The 21,646-nt window shown below is 63.9% G+C and carries 25 protein-coding genes; 9 read left to right on the top strand and 16 right to left on the bottom strand.

Features of this window, described 5'->3' with window-relative positions:
• The first annotated feature begins 40 nt into the window (after window positions 1-40).
• Window positions 41-832 (top strand): DeoR/GlpR family DNA-binding transcription regulator, encoded by a 792-nt coding sequence (locus tag J1C56_RS01095; RefSeq protein WP_246591055.1) that lies wholly within the window; start codon window positions 41-43, stop codon window positions 830-832.
• Here the strand turns inward: J1C56_RS01095 and J1C56_RS01090 are convergent.
• The 7 genes from J1C56_RS01090 to J1C56_RS01060 form a co-directional block, all read right to left on the bottom strand.
• Window positions 829-1,227 carry a GFA family protein gene (locus tag J1C56_RS01090; protein ID WP_246591054.1) on the bottom strand — a complete coding sequence of 133 codons (399 nt, stop codon included), beginning with the start codon at window positions 1,225-1,227 and terminating at the stop codon, window positions 829-831. The genes J1C56_RS01095 and J1C56_RS01090 overlap by 4 nt on opposite strands.
• A 124-nt stretch (window positions 1,228-1,351) precedes the next feature.
• Window positions 1,352-1,579, bottom strand: a complete 228-nt coding sequence (locus J1C56_RS01085; RefSeq protein ID WP_214385189.1) for a hypothetical protein — start codon at window positions 1,577-1,579, stop codon at window positions 1,352-1,354.
• A gap of 251 nt (window positions 1,580-1,830) precedes the next feature.
• Complete coding sequence (locus J1C56_RS01080) at window positions 1,831-2,295, bottom strand: aminoacyl-tRNA deacylase (protein WP_214385187.1); 465 nt, start codon at window positions 2,293-2,295, stop codon at window positions 1,831-1,833.
• A gap of 240 nt (window positions 2,296-2,535) precedes the next feature.
• Window positions 2,536-3,468 (bottom strand): alpha/beta fold hydrolase, encoded by a 933-nt coding sequence (locus tag J1C56_RS01075; RefSeq protein ID WP_214385185.1) that lies wholly within the window; start codon window positions 3,466-3,468, stop codon window positions 2,536-2,538.
• 1,222 nt (window positions 3,469-4,690) lie between these two features.
• A complete protein-coding gene (locus J1C56_RS01070) occupies window positions 4,691-5,158 on the bottom strand; it encodes an SRPBCC family protein (protein ID WP_214385183.1) in 468 nt (155 codons plus the stop codon).
• 86 nt (window positions 5,159-5,244) lie between these two features.
• A complete protein-coding gene (locus tag J1C56_RS01065) occupies window positions 5,245-5,493 on the bottom strand; it encodes a ParB N-terminal domain-containing protein (protein ID WP_214385181.1) in 249 nt (82 codons plus the stop codon).
• A gap of 98 nt (window positions 5,494-5,591) precedes the next feature.
• Complete coding sequence (locus J1C56_RS01060; protein WP_214385179.1) at window positions 5,592-6,098, bottom strand: hypothetical protein; 507 nt, start codon at window positions 6,096-6,098, stop codon at window positions 5,592-5,594.
• Window positions 6,099-6,438: 340 nt separating this feature from the next.
• Between J1C56_RS01060 and J1C56_RS01055 the strand changes: the two genes are divergently transcribed.
• Together J1C56_RS01055 and J1C56_RS01050 are read left to right on the top strand one after the other, a co-directional pair.
• A complete protein-coding gene (locus tag J1C56_RS01055) occupies window positions 6,439-6,609 on the top strand; it encodes a hypothetical protein (RefSeq protein WP_154383983.1) in 171 nt (56 codons plus the stop codon).
• 66 nt (window positions 6,610-6,675) lie between these two features.
• On the top strand, window positions 6,676-7,716 hold the full coding sequence (locus tag J1C56_RS01050; protein ID WP_214385178.1) for a DUF1176 domain-containing protein: 1,041 nt from the start codon (window positions 6,676-6,678) through the stop codon (window positions 7,714-7,716).
• Window positions 7,717-7,721: 5 nt separating this feature from the next.
• On the opposite strand, the gene J1C56_RS01045 is transcribed toward J1C56_RS01050, so the two are convergent.
• From J1C56_RS01045 to J1C56_RS01015, 7 genes are all read right to left on the bottom strand, one after another.
• Window positions 7,722-8,648, bottom strand: coding sequence for an alpha/beta hydrolase family protein (locus tag J1C56_RS01045; protein WP_246591146.1), 927 nt, complete (start codon window positions 8,646-8,648; stop codon window positions 7,722-7,724).
• Between the two features lie 195 nt (window positions 8,649-8,843).
• Window positions 8,844-10,454 carry an NTP transferase domain-containing protein gene (locus tag J1C56_RS01040; RefSeq protein ID WP_214385176.1) on the bottom strand — a complete coding sequence of 537 codons (1,611 nt, stop codon included), beginning with the start codon at window positions 10,452-10,454 and terminating at the stop codon, window positions 8,844-8,846.
• Window positions 10,451-11,161 carry an XdhC family protein gene (locus J1C56_RS01035; RefSeq protein ID WP_214385174.1) on the bottom strand — a complete coding sequence of 237 codons (711 nt, stop codon included), beginning with the start codon at window positions 11,159-11,161 and terminating at the stop codon, window positions 10,451-10,453. Before J1C56_RS01035 ends, J1C56_RS01040 begins: the two co-directional genes overlap by 4 nt.
• 4 nt (window positions 11,162-11,165) lie before the next feature.
• Entirely contained in the window at window positions 11,166-11,501 is a 336-nt protein-coding gene (locus J1C56_RS01030; RefSeq protein WP_214385173.1) for an XdhC family protein, read from the bottom strand.
• 18 nt (window positions 11,502-11,519) lie between these two features.
• Window positions 11,520-12,755: a vWA domain-containing protein gene (locus tag J1C56_RS01025; RefSeq protein WP_214385171.1), complete on the bottom strand. Its 1,236-nt coding sequence runs from the start codon at window positions 12,753-12,755 to the stop codon at window positions 11,520-11,522.
• A gap of 372 nt (window positions 12,756-13,127) precedes the next feature.
• Complete coding sequence (locus J1C56_RS01020; protein WP_214385169.1) at window positions 13,128-14,057, bottom strand: AAA family ATPase; 930 nt, start codon at window positions 14,055-14,057, stop codon at window positions 13,128-13,130.
• A 20-nt stretch (window positions 14,058-14,077) separates the two neighbouring features.
• The gene (locus tag J1C56_RS01015; protein WP_214385167.1) at window positions 14,078-14,572 is read right to left on the bottom strand and encodes a flavin reductase; all 495 of its coding nucleotides are present in this window, start codon (window positions 14,570-14,572) and stop codon (window positions 14,078-14,080) included.
• Window positions 14,573-14,724: 152 nt separating this feature from the next.
• Between J1C56_RS01015 and J1C56_RS01010 the strand changes: the two genes are divergently transcribed.
• The 5 genes from J1C56_RS01010 (at window position 14,725) to purB (ending at window position 19,498) form a co-directional block, all read left to right on the top strand.
• On the top strand, window positions 14,725-15,798 hold the full coding sequence (locus tag J1C56_RS01010; protein ID WP_214385165.1) for a branched-chain amino acid ABC transporter substrate-binding protein: 1,074 nt from the start codon (window positions 14,725-14,727) through the stop codon (window positions 15,796-15,798).
• Window positions 15,798-16,808, top strand: coding sequence for a P1 family peptidase (locus J1C56_RS01005; protein WP_214385163.1), 1,011 nt, complete (start codon window positions 15,798-15,800; stop codon window positions 16,806-16,808). The genes J1C56_RS01010 and J1C56_RS01005 overlap by 1 nt, the downstream gene beginning before the upstream one ends.
• A 75-nt stretch (window positions 16,809-16,883) precedes the next feature.
• Window positions 16,884-17,600 carry a DUF2259 domain-containing protein gene (locus tag J1C56_RS01000; RefSeq protein ID WP_214385161.1) on the top strand — a complete coding sequence of 239 codons (717 nt, stop codon included), beginning with the start codon at window positions 16,884-16,886 and terminating at the stop codon, window positions 17,598-17,600.
• A 41-nt stretch (window positions 17,601-17,641) separates the two neighbouring features.
• A complete protein-coding gene (locus tag J1C56_RS00995; protein WP_214385160.1) occupies window positions 17,642-18,136 on the top strand; it encodes a hypothetical protein in 495 nt (164 codons plus the stop codon).
• Between the two features lie 60 nt (window positions 18,137-18,196).
• Window positions 18,197-19,498, top strand: coding sequence for an adenylosuccinate lyase (gene purB, locus J1C56_RS00990; protein WP_214385159.1), 1,302 nt, complete (start codon window positions 18,197-18,199; stop codon window positions 19,496-19,498).
• A gap of 99 nt (window positions 19,499-19,597) precedes the next feature.
• Here purB and J1C56_RS00985 read toward each other — a convergent pair whose 3' ends face one another.
• Both J1C56_RS00985 and J1C56_RS00980 read right to left on the bottom strand, forming a co-directional pair.
• Window positions 19,598-19,888, bottom strand: a complete 291-nt coding sequence (locus J1C56_RS00985; RefSeq protein WP_214385158.1) for a putative quinol monooxygenase — start codon at window positions 19,886-19,888, stop codon at window positions 19,598-19,600.
• Between the two features lie 102 nt (window positions 19,889-19,990).
• On the bottom strand, window positions 19,991-20,893 hold the full coding sequence (locus J1C56_RS00980; protein WP_420797351.1) for a VOC family protein: 903 nt from the start codon (window positions 20,891-20,893) through the stop codon (window positions 19,991-19,993).
• Between J1C56_RS00980 and J1C56_RS32720 the strand changes: the two genes are divergently transcribed.
• On the top strand, window positions 20,819-21,607 hold the full coding sequence (locus J1C56_RS32720) for a GNAT family N-acetyltransferase (RefSeq protein WP_246591053.1): 789 nt from the start codon (window positions 20,819-20,821) through the stop codon (window positions 21,605-21,607). The genes J1C56_RS00980 and J1C56_RS32720 overlap by 75 nt on opposite strands.
• The last annotated feature ends 39 nt before the right edge of the window (window positions 21,608-21,646 follow it).

Below are 21,646 nucleotides of genomic sequence, written 5' to 3'. Positions count from 1 at the left end.
GACTATCTTGCTAGCTGGAATCGTTGAGACAGGATCGCAGATGCCCAAAACCGACGGACCTGGCATGGACACGGACAACAAGAAGTCGGCCCGTCAGGCCCAGCTGCTCGGCTATCTCGAGAAGAACCACTACGTCTCGATCGAGGAGATCACCACGCTCTACGGGGTGACGACGCAGACCGCGCGTCGCGACATCATGGCGCTCGAACAGGGCGGCAAGGTGCGGCGCCTGCATGGCGGGGCGACGATCTCGGCGCCGGTCGATCCGGCGGTGCTGCGCCAGCGTCGCGTCGAAAACGCCGCCGCCAAGGAACGCATCGGCAGCCTGACCGCCGAACTGGTGCCAGATGGTGCTGCCGTCTTCATCGACACCGGCACCACCTGCGAGGCGGTGGCGCGCGCGCTGGTCAAGCGGCGAGACCTGCGCGTCGTCACGTATTCGCTGCGCGTCGCAACGACCTTGAGCGAAAGCACCAATTTCGCCATCGCCGTGCCCGGCGGCTTCGTCCGCCAGGTCGACGGCGGCGTGTTCCGCGAGGAAACATCCGAATACATCAGGCGCTTCAAGTTCGACGTCGCCATCATCTCGGTCAGCGGCGTCGACCATGACGGCGACATCGGCGACGACGACCATGCCGAGGTCGCGGCCGTCTCCGCCGCCATGGGGCAGTCCGCGCGCACCATCATGGCCGTCGACAGCTCGAAATTCGGCCGCCGCGCACTGGTGCGCCTCGGCTCGCTCTGCGACATCCACACGCTCGTCACCGATACGCTGCCGGAAGAGCGCCTGCTCGCCAGGCTACGCGACAGCGGCGTCGAGATTTGTGTCTAGGTCGGCGCTGCCTCGGCAAATTGCGGCAGGCCGTCATCGAGCTTGAGCCAGGGCTGCTTCGACGACATCCAGATATGCATTGCCGGGCGAAACAGGGCGGGATCGTCGAGCGAGCCCGACGTCACCGCCAGCACGCCGGCCGACTCGCGCCCCGACAGCACGGTCGTGCCGCATTCGGCACAGAAGCCGCGCTTCACATCCGGCGACGAAAACGCCGTTTTCACCGGCCCTGTCATCGCCACCTGCTCGGCACGGAACATCAGCCGCGCGTTGAACGCGGCGCCCACCGCCTTCTGGCAGCTGCGGCAATGGCAGATGCGTTCGTTCAGCGGCGCGGCGTCCACGACGTAACGCACGGCCCCACACATGCAGCCGCCTTCATACCGTTGAACCATGGCAAAGCCCCTCACCCCAGATACCGCTGTTACTGGCATCAGGCATAAGGTGCGGCGCTATCGATTGTCGATGAAAAAGGTAGGGTGACTGCCTCAGGCGGCAGTCACATCGCAGGTTGCGGCATTACGCGCAAAGCGACGTGCACGACGCGGTGGCCGTGCGGAAAGCCAGGCGGTTCTGCCGGCGGGCGCTGGCCCGCGAAGATACGCTTTCCCATACCTGGGCGCCCGAGGTCGCGTGGCGTGCCAGAAGACGAATGTCGTCGGGGCAATAGCCGTCGCGTTCCATGACCTTCAGGATGATCGGATCCTGCAGCAGGTCTTCGAGTGTCAGTTCATGCTGGTCGTCCATAGTCGCCTCCATCCGTGACCATTTCGACATTGCTCAACATAGCCCCGAACCATGACCGCCTAATGGCGGATCCGTGACACGAAGCAGGTATTTTCCCGAGTGGCGAAAAAATCTCTCGCTCTCGATCGGATGGCCCCTTCAGGGCGTTCGGTCCGCCACTCCAGCCCAACGGCTCAAGTGGCAATAGGCATTGTCATCCAATGGCTTGCGTCAAAGGGCGCGCCCCGCCCTTCACGCCCGTCGCATCGCAATCACCAGCTGATGCGGGCCTGCGGCATGCCATACATCAGCCGCGAAAACTCATCGCCTGACACATGCACGAGCGTGCGGTGATCGCCACCTTCGAAATAGACGTCGCTGCCGCGGCGCAGTTGCTCGTCGATCACGCAGGCCACCCTGTAGGGCACGCCAAGAATCGGCACGGCACCTTCGTCGCAGTCGGGAAACAGCGAGCTCGCCTCGTCTTCGGTCGCCAGCCGCACCTTGTCACCGATGATCTCCCGCATCCTGGCAAGATCGACATGGCGCGTCGCCGGCAGCACGGCCAGCACATAGCCGTCATCCCATTTCAGCACCACGCCCTTGGCAAGTGCACTGCCGGGCACGTGGCTCGCTTGCGCCGTCATCATCGAGCAGCCAGTGCGGGAATGCTTGGCGGCATCGTAGCGAATGTGGTTGTCTTCGAGATATTCCTGCATCGTCAATGAGATAGCCATGACCACTTCCTTTCGTGGCATCATCGCGTCACTGCGGCCTGCATGTAGAAGGCGGTATCAACTGCCGCGCGGCAAATTGGGCCGCATCATCGCCAGCTCATTTTCAATCAGTTGCTGGCCGCATCTCAGACACCCTGCAAGGGGCATTCTCAGCGTGGGTGGACGATACCATCCGAAGCCGTGGTCCGGCAAGGAAATTGGCCGGGCACCGCCGATTTCCGACGGTGCCCGGCCATGGGGTTACTGCGATTCCTTGACCTGCTCGTCCCAGGTCTTGACCTTGGTCTCGCCATTGAGGAACGGCAGCACGGTCGTTGCCAGTTCCGGTGCGAAGAAGACGTCATAATGGGTGCGGTTGGGAATGATCGCGAGGCGGTTCTGCGACATGTTCTCGCGCATCCAGCCGGCATCCTTCAGCCCGCCGCCAAGCAGCTGGTAGAACTTCACGATATGCTCGGGCCGGTACATGTCGCTGTCGCCATAGACCAGCATGACCGGCATCTTCAGCGTCTTGACGTCTTCGGCCCAGTCATAGGGCTGGCGCATGAACTCGCCCATCTTGTCGAGCAGTTTCGGGAAATCCTCGACCTTGGGCGCTACCGCCGCATAGGCCTGGTACATCGGCGTCTGCTTCATCATCTCGGCCATGCCGGCGCCGACCTGCGCCTGCATCGGCAGCATTTCGGGATAGAAACCGTCCTGGGCATAGGCGGCGGAAACCAGCGTCAGCCGGCGCACCATCTCGGGGTGCTGCACGGCAAGGCGGAAGGCGACGCCCGAGCCGAAGGAATAGCCGAGCGCGTCGACCTTGGCGTAGCCGAGCTTCTTGACCAGCCCGGCCATGTCGTCGCCCATGTCGATCATGCTCATCTTGCGGTCGGTCAAGGCAGTCCGGCCATGTCCATAAAGGTCGACGGCGATGACCTGCCGGTTCTTCGATAGCCCCGGCAGCACCGGGCCGAACATGTCGATCGAGCCCAGGCCGCCATGCAGCAGCAGCAACGGCTCGCCTTCGCCACGGATCTCGTAATAGTAGTTCACGCCGTTGATCTCGGCATGGCCAGCCTTGACGCCGGCTTCCGTGGTCTTGGTCGTCTCGGCCATCGCCGCTCCTCCGGTCACAACTGCAAATGCCGCCGCCGCCAGCATGGTGATGAAACTGCGCTTGTTCATGTCCTCGTCCTCTTTGTCCGAGCCTCGTGGCTCTTGCCTCTAGGACGAACGGGATTATCGCATGCCGACACTGTGGGAGAATTTTTCCACGGGTGGAAGATTTTCTGCATGGGACCGGCAGGCGGCGACTTCGGGAGATGGCAGTCGGCGGACCTTCAGCGTCGAGATCATTCGCCCCCCTCAGCCCTGCCGGGCATCTCCCCCACAAGGGGGGAGATTAGTCTCGTCGCCTGCCGCGCCCGTCCTGCAACGGGGTCGGATTGCAATGTCAGTGGTTGGGCGAGGCGCCGATGAAGGCGTGATCTCCGTCCTTGTGGGGGGTGAGATGCGGTCCGCGTAGCGGACGAAAAGCCAATTGCTTGGCTTTTCGAGCGTCGAACGCCAGCAGGCCAGAGGGGGGTGCGCAGGATCGCGACGCCAAAGGTTGGCTTCGTCAAGCACTGCCCTCAAAGCTCGCTTGTCACCATCTGTCACCATCCACCGTGGATAGACCCGCCCCTCTTTTCCACGCCCTAAAAACCTCCCGTACAATCCATGCCAGTTCCTCCCGCGGGAACGCCGGTCGCGACGGTGATCAGTGGGGAGGGACCGGCGCCTCCGGCGACGAGCCAACGTAGCTCGTCGCCCGGGGAGGTTCCGCCCAAAGGTTCCCCTCCCGGGACTATGCCCGGGGTGCGCTGGACGATGCGCTAGTGCGGCTGCCGAAAAGCGCAAATGCTTCAAGGCAGCCTGCGGAAGCGGAACGGGCGGAAACAGAAATCGCCGGCGGAGCGCGAGGTCCGCGCCACATATCACTAATCGGCAGGCCCGGCCTCGCGCCCCGCTTCCCGAACCTTTCTCCCGACAAGGGAGTGTTCTTTGACAATGGCCAGACCGGAAACGGGGCGTGGCAGTGAAGAAACTTGGCTCCCCCTCATCCTGAGCCTGTCGAAGGATGGGAAGACGAACTCGGCCGCGATGGAGGCCAACGCCAACGCCGTCATCCCGGCCGAGCGAAGCGAGCGCCGGGATCCATTGACTGGACCATCGTCGAGCACGGCCGGGTCCTCATCCCGGCGACCAATGCAACCGCGAACCCAGCCCCCGGCCGCGCTCATCAATAGGTTGGTCTCGCTTCGCTCGCCCGGGATGACGGCCTGTTCGGGCCTGCGCGCTCGACGCCCCCAGAATCAAAAAAGGCCAGGTCCGCCGAACCTGGCCTCTTCGCAATCAGGCAAAACCCTCAGAGCGTCTTCGCCAGCGCCTCGAGCTGGTCGGCGCACTGGCCCCAGCCTTCGTGGAAGCCCATCTTTTCGTGCGCTTCGCGGTCCTCGACGCTCCAGTGCCGGGCAATGGCGGTGTATCTGGTCTTGCCGCCGCCGATGTCCTCGAAGGTCACGGTCGCCGCCATGAAGGGCTTTTCGGACGGCGTCCAGGCTTCGGTGAAGGCGTCGGTGAAGACCAGCTTCTCGTTCGGCACGACTTCGAGATAGACGCCCGAACTCGGATAGTCGACGCCCTCGGGGCTGCGCATGGTGACAGCGCTTGTGCCGCCGGCGCGGACGTCGAGCTTGGCGCTGGCCGTCGTCCACGGCAGCGGCGCGAACCATTTCGGCAAAAGTTCAGCGTCGGTCCAGCAGCGATAGAGTTTTTCACGCGGTGCGTCGATGATGCGGGTCAGAACCAGTTCGCGGTCGTTGGCAGCAGTCATTGGTGTTCTCCTCGTTGAAATCGGCTTTCGGACCAAGGACGAGCCACACCGAGCACTTCCGACAAGCCGGCACGAAAAAAAGCGGGCTAGTGTTTCCGCGCCTGCACGAGATAGGAATCGATATCGGACTCGCCCAACCATCGCGCCGCCTCGAGCCGATGCAGCCCCTCGACCAGCACGTAGCGCTTGCCGTCGTGGCGCACCTGGATTGGCGTCTTCATGCCGTTTTCAACGATGTCCTCGGCAAGATGGCGAACGGTTTCGGGATGCAGCGTCTTCTTGCGCGCCGTCGGCACATAGATGTCGTCGAGCGGTATCTTCTGGACTCTGAGCATAAGGCCTCCCGGCTGTGGAGATGCAGCATCTGGTAGATAGGACGTCTTGCTGCATCGGCCAAGCGGGCGCCAGGCCGGGACTCAGGCCGAAAGCGGGATCAGCTCTTTTTCTTGGCGGCGCGGCGCTTGGCGTCGTCGATCATCATGTTGGCGAGCTGCATGCGCACCATGGCGCGCTGACGCAGATGCGGCGCCACCCGGTCGGGATGGTTGGCCAGCGCAAAGATGCGGCGCAGCTTTGCGAGATCGGCGGGCTTGGCCTCGCCCAGGCCGAGCTCGGCGGCGATCGCCTCGGGATCTATCGATGGCGGTTCGGGCGCCTCGGGTTCGGCAGGGCCGGTGGCCGCTTCAACGGCGTCGGCCACGGCCTTGGCCCTGACCATGTCGAGCAGGGAGACAAACTCATCTGCGAGTTCTTCGCCCGCCTCGCGGTACCCGGCGGCGGCAGTCTCGCCGGCAACGCGGATGCGGCCGGAGTGCAGCTCCTCGGCAACGGCCAGATAGTCGAAGGGGATCGTCGGCGCGGGCGCAATCTCGGCAGGCTCCGAAACGACAAAAAGGTCGTCGAGCAACGAGGCAAAGTCGCGATTGATCTCGGTGCCCATGCAAGGCCCTCCGCACGAAGCCGCATGATACGGCATTATTTGCCGGAACCATAATCAGGCTCGGTTAAAAATCGTTTCGAAGCTTCGGCCGTATCTTAAAAATGTCGCGGGAAAAAATCGGGCCGCATGGGGGGTAATATGCGGCCCGAAGTCGCCTTGCGGCGAGGAAAGCCGGCAATGCCGGCATCTGAGATACGTAACCAGGGGCGAGATTGTTACGCCCTTCGCGAAAAAAGCTCTGCCGAGGTGGCCTGCATGGCAGCCATGCCTATGTTGCACTGCACAATCGCATTGGAATCACCTATATCTCTCGCTGGGAGGACCAACCGGAGCCTGAGTGATGGGTTTCTACACCGAATTGTTCGCCCGCCCTCGCCCCAAGGAACAGGTCCGCTACCGTGCGGCACTTGCCTTGCTGAACGCGATGAACTCGGCCGACCGCGCCGACATCGGCATCAAGCCTGCCGACTTTCCCCGCATCGCCCGCGAAATGTCGACGCGCCAGGCGTGATGGTCCCGCGCGTCACTGCGCTGCCGCAATCGATGATGCATCATTGCGGCAGGCAGGAGATTCGCAATGAGGACTTTTTCGAAACGGGCAGCAGCCACCGTCGCCTTGACCACCCTGTGGTCATTCCAGGCACTGGCCGCCGATCTGCCTTACCTCGATGATCGATCCGACGCGGCCGCCGTCGTGCGCTCGCTCTACAATGCGGTCAGCCGCAAGGAATATGCCCGCGCCTGGGACTATTTCGGCGAGACCAAGCCGGCGAAGGATTTTGCCGAATTCGCCAAGGGGTACGAGGCGACCGAGCGCGTCGATGTCGAAACCGGCGCCGTCGGCTCGGAAGGTGCCGCCGGCTCGATCTTCTACAACATCCCGGTCGCCATCCGTGCCGTCGACAAGGACGGCAGCGAGAAGGTTTTCGCCGGCTGCTACACCGCCCGGCAGGTCAACGGCTCTATCCAGGAGCCGCCATTCACCCCGATCCAGCTCGACAAGGGGACACTCAAGCCTGCGGAAGGCGAACTGACGGACGCGCTGCCCAAGCAATGCGGCGACGCTCCGCATGTTGAAACCGACGCAGTGCTTGAACTCGCCAAAAAGACGTTCGCGGCCAGCCACAAGGCGCAATGCGACACCGCCAGAGAAGGCGACGACGCTGCGCTGAGCTACAAGATTTCGTATCACAACAAGACCGACGCCGCCGACGCCCCAGCCAGCGAAGCCCGGCTGTTCCGCTTCTTCTGCCAGATGGGCGCCTACAACGAGACCCATGTCTATTATCTGTGGAACGAAGCCGACGGCCTCAACGAGCAGCATTTCGCCACGCCCGAACTCGACGTCCACTACGAAGGCGACAATCCCGACGGCAAGCTCGAGAGCGTCAACGTCATTGGCTATCGCTCCGAAAACACGCTGGTCAACTCGTCCTTTGACGAAAAGACAATGACGCTGCTGTCGCACTCGAAGTGGCGCGGCGTTGGCGACGCCTCATCGGACGGCACCTGGATTTTCCGCGACGGCGCGTTTGCGCTGGTCCGCTACGACGTCGATGCGTCCTATGACGGCGAGATCAATCCCGAGACCGTGCTCGACTACAATTCGGGGCCTTGAGGCTACTACCTCGCGGCCAGCATCCAGTTGAGCGTCTCGCGCCAGTCGATCATGCGGATCGGCGTGCCGTGCGTGCCGGTCTCGAAGCGGACGAAACGCGCGGGGTAGCCTGCTTTCTTGGCCAGGATCGAGCGGAAGAATGCCTCCTGCTTGTCGATCGGAAAAACCGGGTCCTTGCTGCCCTGGCCGAAGAACACCGGCACCTTGGCCGCGAAGGCCGGGGACTTGAGAAAGCCGTCGTCCCACAGCGAACCAAGCAGCATCAGTCCGCTCAATTGCCTGGCTGCCTTGGCATCACGCGCCAGGCCCCAGCATAGCTGGCCGCCCATCGAGCCGCAGGCGACGACGATCCTGGCGGCAGGCGATTGCGCCGCGTAGTGATCGATGAGAGCGGATACCTCTGAAACACCCTTGTCGCCGAAATCGGAGAAGTCAGGCGACAAATAGAGCCCGCCATTGGCGGCCATCAGGTTCTTGATGCGGTTGAAGTTGCCGCCGAAAGTGAAGTCGTCGACGCCCTGCTTGCGGCTGCCGCCCTGGCCGTGAAGATAAAGCACGATGACCGAAGCACCCTCGGTCTTGCCGACCGCCACGTGCCTGATGTCGCCGGCGTCGGTCTTGAGCACCAGGTCCTGCTGCACCTTGCGGACGCCCGTCGAGACGTATTTGCCCTGCACCCGGCGCTCCGGCACCTGGTCGCGCTCGTTGATGTCGCGCATCTCGCGATAGTCGACGACGCGGTAGGCCTCGCCCTCGGAGGAGAGAATCGCCGGATAGGCGAAGAGGTCGTCCTTGTAGGGGGCGAGAGTTTGGGCCAGTGCGGGAAATGAAATGAATGCGGCAAGGACTGGCAGAATCAGGCGGCGTAAGCGGGCTTGAAGCCAAGCGCTCGACGCTGCCCCCCTCTGTCCTGCCGGACATCTCCCCCACAAGGGGGGAGATTGGCTGTCATCGATGCGTTCGCCAACTTGCAGCCACACGAGGCCAGCGCAGCTGCTGATCTCCCCCCTTGTGGGGGAGATGGCCGGCAGGCCAGAGGGGGGCGCGAGGGAATGAGACTTCGATCTGAAAGCCTTGAGAGACATTGCCAAGGCTTGCGTGCTAGCCATGCTATTTGTCAACTGCATTCAATCCTGCAGTACCCCGCCCGCCCCTTCGAGCGCTTCGGGCGTATCGACATCGACGCCAGCACCCTTGCCGATCTCGACGTCGATGACATCGACGCCTTCGCTTTCGATCAGATGCCTGGCGCCGGTGTCACCTTCGAGATGGGCTACGGCGGCAAACAGCGAGCGCGGCAGGATGACAGGGTTGCCGCGCTTGCCGTCATGGGTGGCGCGGACGATGGCGCGGGCTTCGGCGCGTTCGAAAGATTCGATCAGCCGGTCGAGGTCGGCCGGCAACACCTCGGGCATGTCGCCGAGAACGATCAGCGCGCCGGCGGCATCCTCGGGAAGTGCTGAAACACCCACCTTGAGCGAACTGGCGAGGCCGCTAGCGAAGTCGGCATTGTAGACGACAGGGATGTCGAGCCCGGCGAGGGCTTCGCGGATGCGGCTGGCCTGATGGCCTGACACGACGACGGTGCTTTCGGCTTTCGAGGCAAGGACCCGCTCGGCGGTGCGGCGCACGAGCGGCTTGGCCCCAAACAGCGCCATCAGTTTGTTGGGCCCGCCCATGCGGCTGGAGCGGCCGGCGGCGAGCAGCACGGCATGCACCTTCGGAACCGGTGGAATGGCGGACAGGTCGCGCGGCTGCGGCCGGGTCGGGATTTCCATCAGCAAACCGCCGACGCCCATGCCGGCAATGTCGGCCGCGGTCACCTCGAGCCCTGACATCAGCCGGTCGAGCACCCAGTCGAAACCGTTTTCCTTGGGGCTGCGGGCGCAGCCGGGCGCGCCAATTACCGCCGTCGTTCCGATATGGCCAAGCACCAAAAGATTGCCGGGGTCGACCGGCATGCCCGAGCGAACAACGATACCGCCGGCGGCACGGATGGCAGCGGGAATGACGTCGTCGAAATCACTGAGCGCCGAAGCCCCGAAGATCACGACCATGTCGTGGTCGCGGGCCAGCGCCCTCGCCGCCTCGGCTACCGCCCCGGCTTCGTGGGGGGTGCGCCGCTCGGCGGTCAACCGGCTGCCCGAGCGTGCCAGCCGGTGCTCTGTCAGGCGGCTCGTCTTGTCGAGCACGCTTGCCTTCACGCTCGGCAGCACGGTCTGGATGACGCCGACGCGCTTAGGCACGAACGCATTGACGGCAAAGACCTCGCCGGCGGCGCACAGTTCGGTCGCCTGCCGCACGAGGTGGCCGCCGACAGCGAAGGGAATGATCTTCACCGTCGCGACCATCTGGCCCTTCTCGACGGTCGCATAGCGGGCGAGCGTGGCGACGGTGATCGACGGGTCGATGGCGTTGAGCGCGTCTATCAGGCCGGCATCGACAGTGAAGACACCGGCCTCTTGCGCATGCAGATTGACCCGGCCCGTCGCCGCCTGCCTCACCTCGACATGGCGGTGCTGCATGCTTGCCGCTATCGCTTCGGCAGCCCTGTCCTCGCCGAGGTCGCCCGGCTCCAACACCGCAACGACGATTTCCGTCAGCCCCGCGGCCTCAAGGATGGCGATGTCTTCGGCGGCGAGCACATGCCCCTTTCGATAGCGGTGGTCGCCGGCGCTGGTGGAATGTGCGAGCACCGCGCCCGTTGCCTGTCCGACAGCTATCGTGCCGAATTTCACGCCGCCTCGCTTTTTGCCTTGGCGCCCAGACCGCGCGAACGGAAAGCCGCAATGACCTGAGCCAGCACCGCAACGGCGATCTCGGCCGGATTGGCAGCACCAATGTCGAGGCCGATTGGCGCGTTGATGCGCTCGATCTGATCAGGCGTGGCGCCCATGCCGAGAAGCCTCTCGACCCGCTTGGCATGCGTCTTTCGGCTGCCTAGAGCGCCGACATAAAAGCACTCGGCATCAAGCGCTGCCTTGAGCGCGAAGTCGTCGATCTTGGGATCATGGGTCACCGCAGCAAGCGCTGCGTAACGGTCGAGCGGGCAGTGTTTCAGAACGTCCTCGGGCCATTCGGCATGGAGGGTGACATCAGGAAAACGATCGTCGCTGGCAAACGCCGTGCGCGGGTCGATGATCTCGAGCGGAAAGCCAGCGATCTTGGCCATCGGCGCAAGCGCCTGGCTGATATGGACGGCGCCAATCACCACCAGACGCGGTTGCGGCAGATGCACGTTGAGGAAAAACTGGCGGCCTTCGGCATCGACGGCCCCGGACAGGCCGGTGCGGAACGCCTTGACGATGGCAATGCCGAGATCGCCGGCAACCGCATCGCCCTCCTTGACGACGCGATCGCGGCCATCACCGATGTCGGTGACGAGAATGGCGGCGCGGCGCGCACGGCGCTCGGCATTCAGGGTCTTCAGTGCAAACGGATCCATCGCCTCAACCCAATCGCTCGACATAGACCCGGATGCGGCCACCGCAGGACAGGCCGACCTGCCATGCCGTTTCGTCGGCGACGCCGAACTCAAGCATCTTCGGTTTGCCGCTCTCAATCACATCGAGCGCTTCGGAAATCACTGCACCCTCGACGCAACCGCCCGAGACCGAGCCGTGGAAGGTGCCCTCGGCGTCGATGACAAGATGGCTGCCGACGGGGCGTGGCGCCGAACCCCAGGTCTCGACCACGGTGGCAATGGCGACATCCTTGCCGTCCTTCATCCAGCCTTCGGCGATGATCAGCGGGTCGCGGGCCTCATCGAGAAACTTGCTTGGCATGGAACCTCCTTCGCGACCTTACGCCGCCCGGCGCTGGCCGTCGATCATCCACAATCTGGGGTCGCTTTGGCGCGATGCGGGCGCGCCGAGCGAGGCACAAAGATCGCCGAGCGCGTTGAGATTGTGCACCGGACGGAACTCGTCAACATAAGGCAGCATGGCGCGAACGCCGCGGGCGCGCGCCTCGAAACCGTCGAAGCGCAAAAGCGGGTTGAGCCAGATCAGCCGCCGGCATGATTTCTTGAGCCGCTCCATCTCCTCGGAAAGCCCAGCGACATCGTCGCGCTCGAGCCCGTCGGTGATCAGCAGGACCACCGCGCCCTGCCCGAGCACGCGGCGCGACCACAGCCGGTTGAACTCGCCGAGCGTGTCGCCGATGCGGGTGCCGCCCGACCAGTCCTTGACCGCGGCAGAACAGTCGGCAAGGGCGGCATCGGGATCGCGATGCCGCATCTGACGGGTCAGGTTGGTCAGCCGGGTACCAAAGACGAAGGTATGGACCCGCCTTCGCTTTTCGGTCAGCGCATGCAGGAAATGCAGGAAGATGCGCGTGTACTGGCTCATCGAGCCGGAGATATCGGCGAGCACCACGAGCGGCGGATGCACCTCGCGGACGGAGCGGAACTTCGGCAGGATCAACTGACCGCCGGTACGGGCGGCCGCACGCATCATGGCGCGCGGGTCGATCTTGGCGCCATGCGGATCGGGCTTGAAGCGGCGCGTCCGCACCGTGTCGAACGGCAGCCTGAGCGCTGCGATCTCGCGGCGCGCGTCCGATATCTCGCTGGCCGTCATCTGCGCAAAATCCTTGCCGCGCAGCATCTCGTTGCCTGACACGGTGAAACGGGCGTCGACCTCGATCTCGGGGATCTCGCGCGGGGGCTGGCTGTTATGGTGGCCCTCGAACATCGCCTGGCTGACGCGGTTTTCGGCAGCGCGGGGCTTCTGCTTCTCGCGCCGATCGGGTGCGACAGGCGAAAACATCGCCAGCATCTTTTCGATCAGCTCGCGTGACTTCCAGAACAGCCGGAAGGCCTCGTCGAAGGTGGCGTGATCCTCGTGCCGGCTGACCAGCACGGCGTGCAGGGTCCAGTAGAAGTCGTCACGCGAGCCGATGCCCGAGGCCAGCACGGCTTCGATGGCGTCCATGACCGAGGCCGGGCCGACGCGCATGCCTGCCTTGCGCAGCGCGCGGGCGAAATAAACGATGTTGTCGGCGATGCGGCCGTCGGGCGTTGCGCTGTTCGGGGTCATGTCGCCATGCCCCCTGCGCCGTTACCGGCTTCAGTGATGTTACGGCATGGATTCCCGACACTCTCCGCTCGCTTTGCTCGCTCACGAGGTCGGGAATGACGAATGTGAGGAGGCGCCTCCTCAAATCCCAGACCTCTGCGATTGGCTGCGAGCGGCATGCGTTTGCGATTGGCGGCGACGGTCATGAAGGTCGTCATTCCCGACCTCGTGAGCGAGTGAAACGAGCGGAGAGTGTCGGGAATCCATGCCGTGACATCAAAGCAATCGAGAGCGGACACATGGCCGGGTTCTGCCAAATCGAAGCGACCGTCGAGCCCACGCCCGCAGGTTCTACCAGATGGGATGACGTAGGCGAATGGAACGCCATATCAGCTACTCCGCCGCCGCAAGCTCCGCCTTCACCTCGTTGAGGATGCGGCGGCCTTCGCCCTGTTCGATGCGTGCGATGTCGTCCTGGTATTTTAGCAGCACGCCGATCGTGTCCGAAATCGTCTCGGGATCGAGCGCAATCTTGTCGAGTTCAGTCAGCGCCGAGGCCCAGTCGATGGTTTCGGCGACACCCGGCACCTTGAACAGCTCGATCTCGCGCAGCCTCTGGATGAAGCTTACGACCTCCGCCGAAAGCCGCTTGTTGGCTTGTGGCACCTTGCGGCTGACGATCTCCAGCTCGCGCTCGGCGTTGGGGTAGTCGACCCAATGATAAAGGCAGCGGCGCTTCAAGGCGTCGTGGATTTCGCGGGTGCGGTTGGTGGTGATGATGACGATCGGCGGCTCCTCGGCCTTGATCGTGCCAAGCTCGGGCACCGTCACCTGGTAGTCGGAGAGGATTTCGAGCAGGAAGGCTTCGAAAGCCTCGTCGGTGCGGTCGAGTTCGTCGATCAGGAAGACCGGAGCGGCCCCGGCCTTGCCGGTCAGCGCGTCCAGCACCGGTCGGCGGATCAGGTATTTCTCGGAAAAGACGTTCTTTTCCATATCCGAGCGGTCGACCTTGCCGACAGCCTCCTCCATGCGGATCTCGATCATCTGCGCCGCATAGTTCCACTCGTAGACGGCGGAGGAAACGTCGAGGCCTTCGTAACATTGCAGCCGGATCAGCCGGCGCCCGAGCGCACTCGCCAGCACCTTGGCGATCTCGGTCTTGCCGACGCCGGCCTCGCCTTCGAGGAACAGCGGCCGGTTCATGCGCAAGGACAGAAACAGCACCGTCGCCAACGCCCGGTCGGCGATGTAGTCCGCACTGGTCAGCATAGCCAGCGTCTCGTCGATCGTTTGCGGGATGGGACGAGGCGTGCGGTCGGTCATGGCGTTTCCGGAAAAGCGGGCTACAGCACGTGGTAGCTGCGACCGTGATAGATCAGCGGACGAAGGTTATCGCCGATACGAAGGCCTGTCACCTTGCCGAACATGATACGGTGCGTGGCCATCTCCTTGGCGTCGATCAGCTCACAGTCGAACACCGCGACGGCATCGAGCAGTACGGGCGCGCCGGAGGCGAGCACCTGCCATTCGGCAAGCGCGAATCGCTTTTCGGGCGACATGCCGGTGACGCCCGAAAACGCCACGGCCAGCGGCTCGTGCCTGGCGGCGAGCGTGTTGAGCGCGAAGTTGCCGTTTTTGACAAACAAATCGTTGTTGGGGTTCTCGCGATTGACGCAGACGAGAACAGTGGGCGGGCTGTCTGAGACCGAGCAGGCGGCAATGACGGTGGTGCCGCGCTTGCCGGCCGGACCGTCGGTGGTCACCAGATGCACCGCGCCGGCAAAATGGCTCATCGCATCCCGGTAGGCCTGCGGCCCGACTTCAAACTTCTTCAACACCGGATTTTCCTGCAACCAACCATACCGCTATATATGGCCGCGTCGCCCGGCTCACAAGCGAGTATGCCACAAGCACGTTGCGCTTGGCCGGGCCAGGCAGTAGGTCAGGTAAATCGCGCAAACTTGGGCGTGCAGAGGATTTTTCGGACCGAATGCGAGCCGCGACGGCCTTCACCACGCTCCTTACCGCATCGCTCCTGGCGCTGACCGCCCATGCCGAGCCGGTGAGGATTGGCGTGGCGGCTCCCCTGTCGGGCCCGTCGGCGATCCTTGGCGAACAGGTCAAGGCCGGTGCGCAGCTTGCGGCCGCGAAGGTGGGGGCGTCGCTCGTCGTCGCCGACGACCGCTGTACCGCGGAAGGCGGCGCGAAAGCAGCGCAGGGCTTCGTCGACGCCAAGGTGTCGGTTGCCACAGGCTTTCTCTGCACCGAAGCCATCGAGGCCGCCCTGCCCGTGCTCAAGGCCGCCAGCATCCCGGTCATCACCGTCGGCGTCCGCACCGACAGCCTGACCGAACTGCACGACAAGACCGGCTGGCTCGTGTTTCGGCTTGGGCCGCGCGGCGACGGCGAGCGCAACGCGGCAGCCGCGATCCTGACCCGACTGTGGAACGACGAGCTCTTCGCCATCGTCGACGACGGCACGATCTATGGCCGCGAGCTGGCCGAGAGTTTGCGCGCCAGCGCCGAGCAGGCCGGATTGAAGCCGGTGTTCTTCGACACCTACAGGCCCCAGCTCGACAACCAGGTCGCGCTGATCGGCCGGCTGCGCAAGGCTGGCGCGACGCACGTGTTCGTCGGCGGCGACGGCGAAGACATCGCCGTGATGGGGCGCGACGCCGCCTCGCTCGGTATCGACATCGTCTTTGCCGGCGGCGAGACACTGCGCATCGCCGACCGCGCGGTGCCCCCGGCCAAAGGCACGCTGATGGTCGCGCCGCCTGAATGGTCCACTATCGCAAATCCCGAGATGCGCGCGGCGTTCGAGGCCGCCAACACCATGACCGACGGCTACACCTTGCCCGGTTACGCTGCCGTGGAAATCGCCGACGCCGCGGCGAGGCTCGCCTCTGCGGGCGGAAAGCCTGTCGCGGACGTGCTGACCGGCCAGGATTTCGACACTGCCATCGGCAAGATCCGCTTCGACGCCAAGGGCGACCTCAGCGAGAGCCCGTTTCGGCTGTTTCGTTTCGACGGAACCAACTACCTGCCTGTAGAGACCCAATAATGCTGAAAGCCGGACCGCTGAACCTGATCACCGACGTCGCTGGCCTGCGCGTCGGCAACGCCACTGATGAAAAGGTGAAGTCGGGCGTAACGGTGGTGGTCTGCGACACACCTGCCGTCGCCGCCGTGCAGGTGCTGGGCGGCGCGCCGGGAACGCGCGAGACCGACCTGCTCGAAGCGCACAACACTGTCGAGACCATCAATGCGATCACCCTTTCGGGCGGCTCGGCCTTCGGCCTCGATGCCGCGTCTGGCGTGCAGGCGGCATTGCGCGAAAAGGGCATCGGCTTTGCCATACGCGACCAGGTGATCCCGATCGTGCCGGCGGCGATCCTGTTCGACATGCTGAACGGCGGCAACAAGGACTGGGGGCGTTATCCGCCCTATCGCGAGCTTGGCTACGACGCGGTACAGGCGGCCACGCGCGAATTCGCGCTCGGCACGGCGGGCGCCGGCACCGGCGCGCTGACCGCCGGGCTCAAGGGCGGGCTGGGCTCGGCTTCGACTGTCATGCCGAACGGCGTGACTGTCGGTGCACTGGTCGCAGTCAACGCGACGGGATCTGTGACTGTCGGGCGCTCCAGGCACTTCTGGGCAGCGCCGTTCGAGCTGGACGGCGAGTTTGGCAACCTCGGTTATCCCTCGCCGCTGCCTGGCGATGCCGCTCGTGTCTTCAAGAAATACGAGGAACTGGACAATGCCGTCGCCAACACCACGATAGCGGTGATTGCCACCGACGCGGTGCTGACCAAGGCCGCGGCCAAGCGGCTGGCGATATCGGCGCATGACGGTTTCACCCGCGCCATCTGGCCAGTGCACACGCCGTTCGACGGCGACCTGGTGTTCGCTCTGGCAACAGGCGCAAGCGGAATTGAGATCGGGCAGGCTGACGTCGTCGACTTCTTCGCCGCCGCGGCGTCGACAATGGCGCGCGCGATCGCACGCGGCGTGCATGCGGCGACCGCCGTACCAGGCGACATCATGCCTGTGTGGTCGGCGCGCAAAGGCTGAACAAAGCCCTTTGTTGACGGTATGTTAGCGCCTTCGTTTGAAAAATCGATTCAGCTGGAAAGAGGGGCCACCGCCATGAAAGTGATGAAGCTTCTTTGCCTCGCAGCCATGTGCGCTGCCTCGCCTGCGGCTCAGGCGGGCGACGCAGCCGAACTCAACGTGCTTGGCTTCAGCGCCGACGGCAAGGTATTCGCCTTCGAGGAATACGGCATCCAGGACGGCTCGGGCTTTGCCTATGCCAACCGCTTCTACATCGACACCACGTCGGACAAGTTCCTGCCCGGCACGCCGGTGCGCGTGCAGATGGAGGACGAGAACGTCGGCCTCGACGCGGCGCGCGCGGAAGCGCGCAAGCGCGGCGACAAGATCGTCAAGGAGGATGAGCTCGCCGCCAATCGCGGCCGCCTCGCCGGCTTCAACGCGGTGACCGAGACAAGTGCCGACCCGCACAGGATGACGGTCAATCCGCGCCCGGTGTTTCCGCCGATCGATCCGCAGCTCGAGTTCAAGCTCGAGGAGATTTCGCTCGGCGAGATCGAGCGCTGCCCCGGCATCGGACCGGTAAAGGGCTTCAAGCTGGTGCGTGTCGGCGATGGCGGCAAGACCGAAGTGCTGCAGGAGGACAAGGACGTGCCGCTGAGCCGCGGCTGCCCGACCGGCTACCGCATCGGCGGCGTGCAGACCTTCTTCGGCGATGGCGGCACGCCTGCCTATGCGGTGCTGGTCACCGTCATCCGCCATGGCTTCGAGGGACCGGACCACCGCTGGATCGCGGTGACGGGGCGGATGTGAGCGACAGCATTGCTGCCGGCGCGGCCCGGACCACGAGACAGATGCGCATACGCCACAAGCTAGGCCAGGCCCTGCCGTCACTACGGCTGGCGGTCCTTGGTGCTGCCGTATGGGGCTTTGCCATGGGCGCCAGCGCGTTCCTGACGCTTTTGGTGGACCATTGGGAAACGCCGGTACGGGTCCGTTCGGTGGTGCTTCTGTTCGCGCTGGGCGGGGCTATCGCCTTCCCCATCGGCTGGACGCTGGCGCGACTGCTGTCACACGGCCGGGGGCGCGAGACGGCATTCGCATCCGCGTTCGTGTCGCTTGGTGTGCTGACGATCGGCCTGACCGGACTGTTCTACGCGCTGCAATACAGAACCTACTATGCCGAGTGGCACGCGCCGGCCTTCACCATCACCTGGGCATTCCAGTTCGTCTTCACCGGGCTTGTCGCGCTCTATCAATTCGCCGTCCTGGGCCTGCGGCTCTACTTTCCCGGCGGATTCGTCGCCCTTTTCGCCGCAGCACTGTGGTTTGCCTGCCGTTCGCGTTGAGCATTGCGCCCACCTCTGTTAGGGGAGCCGCAACGAAACTTCAGCAGGACGAGCCCCGCCATGATCCCTCGCTATTCGCGGCCCGAGATGGTCGACATCTGGTCTCCTGAAACCCGGTTCCGGATCTGGTTCGAGATCGAGGCCCATGCCTGCGACGCTCTGGCCGAGATTGGCGTGATCCCCAAGGAAGCGGCAAAGACGATCTGGGAAAAGGGTAGTGCCGCCAAGTTCGACGTCGAGCGCATCGACGAGATCGAGCGCGTCACAAAGCATGACGTCATCGCGTTCCTGACCCATCTCGCCGAATTCGTCGGCCCGGATTCGCGCTTCATCCACCAGGGCATGACCTCGTCCGACGTGCTCGACACCTGCCTTTCCGTGCAGCTGGTGCGCGCCACTGACCTTCTGCTCGCCGATATCGACGCGCTGCTGGCCGCTCTCAAGCGCCGCGCCTTCGAGCACAAGGACACTGTCACCATCGGCCGCAGCCACGGCATCCACGCCGAACCGACGACCTTCGGCGTCAAGCTGGCTTTGGCCTTCGCCGAGTTCACCCGCTGCCGCGAGCGGCTGGTGCATGCGCGCGAAGACATCGCCACCTGCGCCATTTCGGGCGCCGTCGGCACCTTCGCCAACATCGACCCGCGCGTCGAGGAACATGTCGCCGCCAAGCTCGGCCTGAAGCCGGAGCCGGTATCGACACAGGTCATCCCGCGCGACCGCCATGCGATGTTCTTTGCGACACTGGGCGTCATCGCCTCGTCGATCGAGCGCGTCGCGACCGAAATCCGCCACCTGCAGCGCACCGAAGTGCTGGAAGCGGAAGAGTATTTCTCGCCGGGCCAGAAGGGCTCGTCGGCAATGCCGCACAAGCGCAACCCGGTGCTGACCGAAAACCTGACCGGCCTCGCCCGCATGGTCCGCTCTTATGCCGCCCCGGCGATGGAGAACGTGGCGCTGTGGCACGAGCGCGACATCTCGCACTCCTCGGTCGAGCGCATGATCGGCCCGGATGCGACCGTGACGCTCGACTTCGCGCTGGCGCGCCTGACCAACGTCATCGACAAGCTCGTCGTCTATCCCGACAACATGCTCAAGAACATGAACAAGTTCCGCGGTCTTGTGCATTCGCAGCGTGTGCTGCTGGCACTGACGCAGGCCGGCGTGTCCCGCGAGGACGCCTACCGCCTGGTCCAGCGCAACGCCATGAAGGTCTGGGAAGAAGGCAAGGATTTCCTTGAGGAACTTTTGGCCGACAAGGACGTGACTGCCGCCCTGCCGGAAGCCGAAATCCGCGAAAAGTTCGACCTCGGCTATCACACCAAGCATGTCGACACGATTTTCAGCCGCGTATTCGGCTGAGATGGAAATGCAGGGCCGGTCGTAAGGCCCGCATGAATGAAGAGGCCTTCACGGCGATCTGCCGCGAGGGCCTTTTTGTTTCTAGACACCTGACGATCGTCAGGCCGCAAACGCGTCCATCAGGATGAAGGTCGCATCCTGTCGCTGATATCCGTTGATCAGCGGCACCAGCCGCGTGAAATGCTCGGTCTGGCAATGGAAATCCAGAGCCGCGCGATCAGGCCATTCCTCGATGAAGACGAAATGGCCGGGATCCTTCTGATCGACATACAGATCATAGGCAATGCACAGCGGTTCGAGCTTGGTCTTCTCGACAAGCTCGGCATAGAGCGGCAGCACGATTTCGATGAACTCAGGCTTGATGAAATCCTGAGCGATGACCTTCAACATGAACGACCCTCGATGATGCACGGCAACAAAACGAACCTGCCGGATCGGCAGGTTCGTTTCCGCCTAGCACATGCCGCGGCCAGACGATGTCAGGAGCAACGCTCAGCCCGGCTGGCCCGGCAGCGCCCGGATGACGGTACCCCACGGATCTTCGTAGCTCGAAGCAGCCTTGGCGTCGGCCGAGCGCATCTCGACCCAGGCAAGGCCGGTGCGCGAGAGGTCACGCTTTCCGGCACCGGGGCTCTGCCAGGAATTGGCGCCGATGTGGTGGTGGTAGCCGCCTGAGGACAGGAACACGGCGCTGTTGCCGTATTTCGCCACCGTGTCGAAGCCAAATTGCGTCTTCCACCAATCGGCAGCTGCCGCCGGATCGCCGACGCGCAGATGGACGTGGCCGACGATGCTGTTTTCCGGCATGCCCCGCCAGCCGGCATCGCCAGCCGACACCTCGGCGACGATCGAGGGGATATCCAGTTGATCGGTGGCCATGGCGACCTGCGAACCGTTCCATTTCCAGCTGTCATGCGGCCGGTCGCGGTAGATCTCGATGCCGTTGCCCTCGGGATCGGTCAGGTAGAGCGCCTCGCTGACCAGATGATCGGATGCGCCGTCGACAGGAATGCGCCTGTCGATGGCGTGCTTGATCCAGCGGCCGAGATCGGCACGGCTGGGCAACAGGAAGGCGGTGTGAAACAGGCCCGCACTGCGCGGATCGTCGGGCTTGGCTGCCTTGTCGGCCTCGATGTCGAGCAAGGCTCGGCTGCCAGCACCCAAGGTGATGGTTTCGCCGTCGCGGCTCAGTTCCTGCAGACCGACGACATCGCGATAGAAACCTGCCAATGCGTCGGCATCCCGCGCCTTGAGGCCAACGCGGGCAACGCTGATCGGGGTCGTCGCTGCAAAGGGAATGTTGCTCATCGTGGGCTCCGTATGGCCGGTCCGCACTCCGGCACCGAATGCGAGGAGTGCCGCGCTGCCAACCAGTTTGCGTCGTGTCAGTTCCAAAATCCACTCTCCGGCCAACACGGCTGTTTGTCTCCAGCCATAGATCGGCTGGGCGCATCGTTCACACAAGTCAGCAAAGACCGAACACCGCGTTCAACGATTCGATATCAATCGGAAAATCGCGCAACCGAGCCGAGGATCGTTGGCAAAAGTTCGTTGTGCCAGGCGGCAATCACCGGAGACAATCCTATCTCCGGCCAGCTACCTGTCCGGCTCATCAATGCGATCCGGGTGAACGTCATGAATGACAATGCACATACAACGCTCAGGCCGGCACGGAGCGGGGACGGACAAGCGGTGTTCGATGTGACGCGGCATTCCGTGCGCGAGCTTGCGCAGGGCCACTATTCCGCCGAACAGATTGCCGGATGGATGGGCAACCGAACGCCGGACACTTACGAAGCCCTCATTGCCAAAGGGCTGATGGTTGTTGCCGAGCAAGACGACAGGGTCGTCGGCTTCGTCGATTCCGAGCCGGGCGAGGTGACGCGGCTGTTCCTTCTTGCCGGCGCGGCAGGCTCAGGTCTCGGCAAAGTGCTGCTCGAAATCGGCATCCAGAATGCGCGGCGGGACCATGACGGACCAATCAAGGTCGAATCGACTATCAATGCCGAGGGCTTTTATCGCCGCCACGGTTTTCGCACGGTCGAGCGAGGCTATTTCTCGCATGGCGTCGGCGGCGAACCGATCGAGATCGTGCACATGGAACTGTGAGTTGCCCCGGCTTGCACCGGCGAGATCGGATCGCTACAT

The organism is Aminobacter anthyllidis (genome assembly GCF_018555685.1).
GTDB classification, from domain to species: Bacteria; Pseudomonadota; Alphaproteobacteria; order Rhizobiales; family Rhizobiaceae; genus Aminobacter; species Aminobacter anthyllidis.
This window is presented reverse-complemented; position numbering and strand designations above follow the sequence as displayed.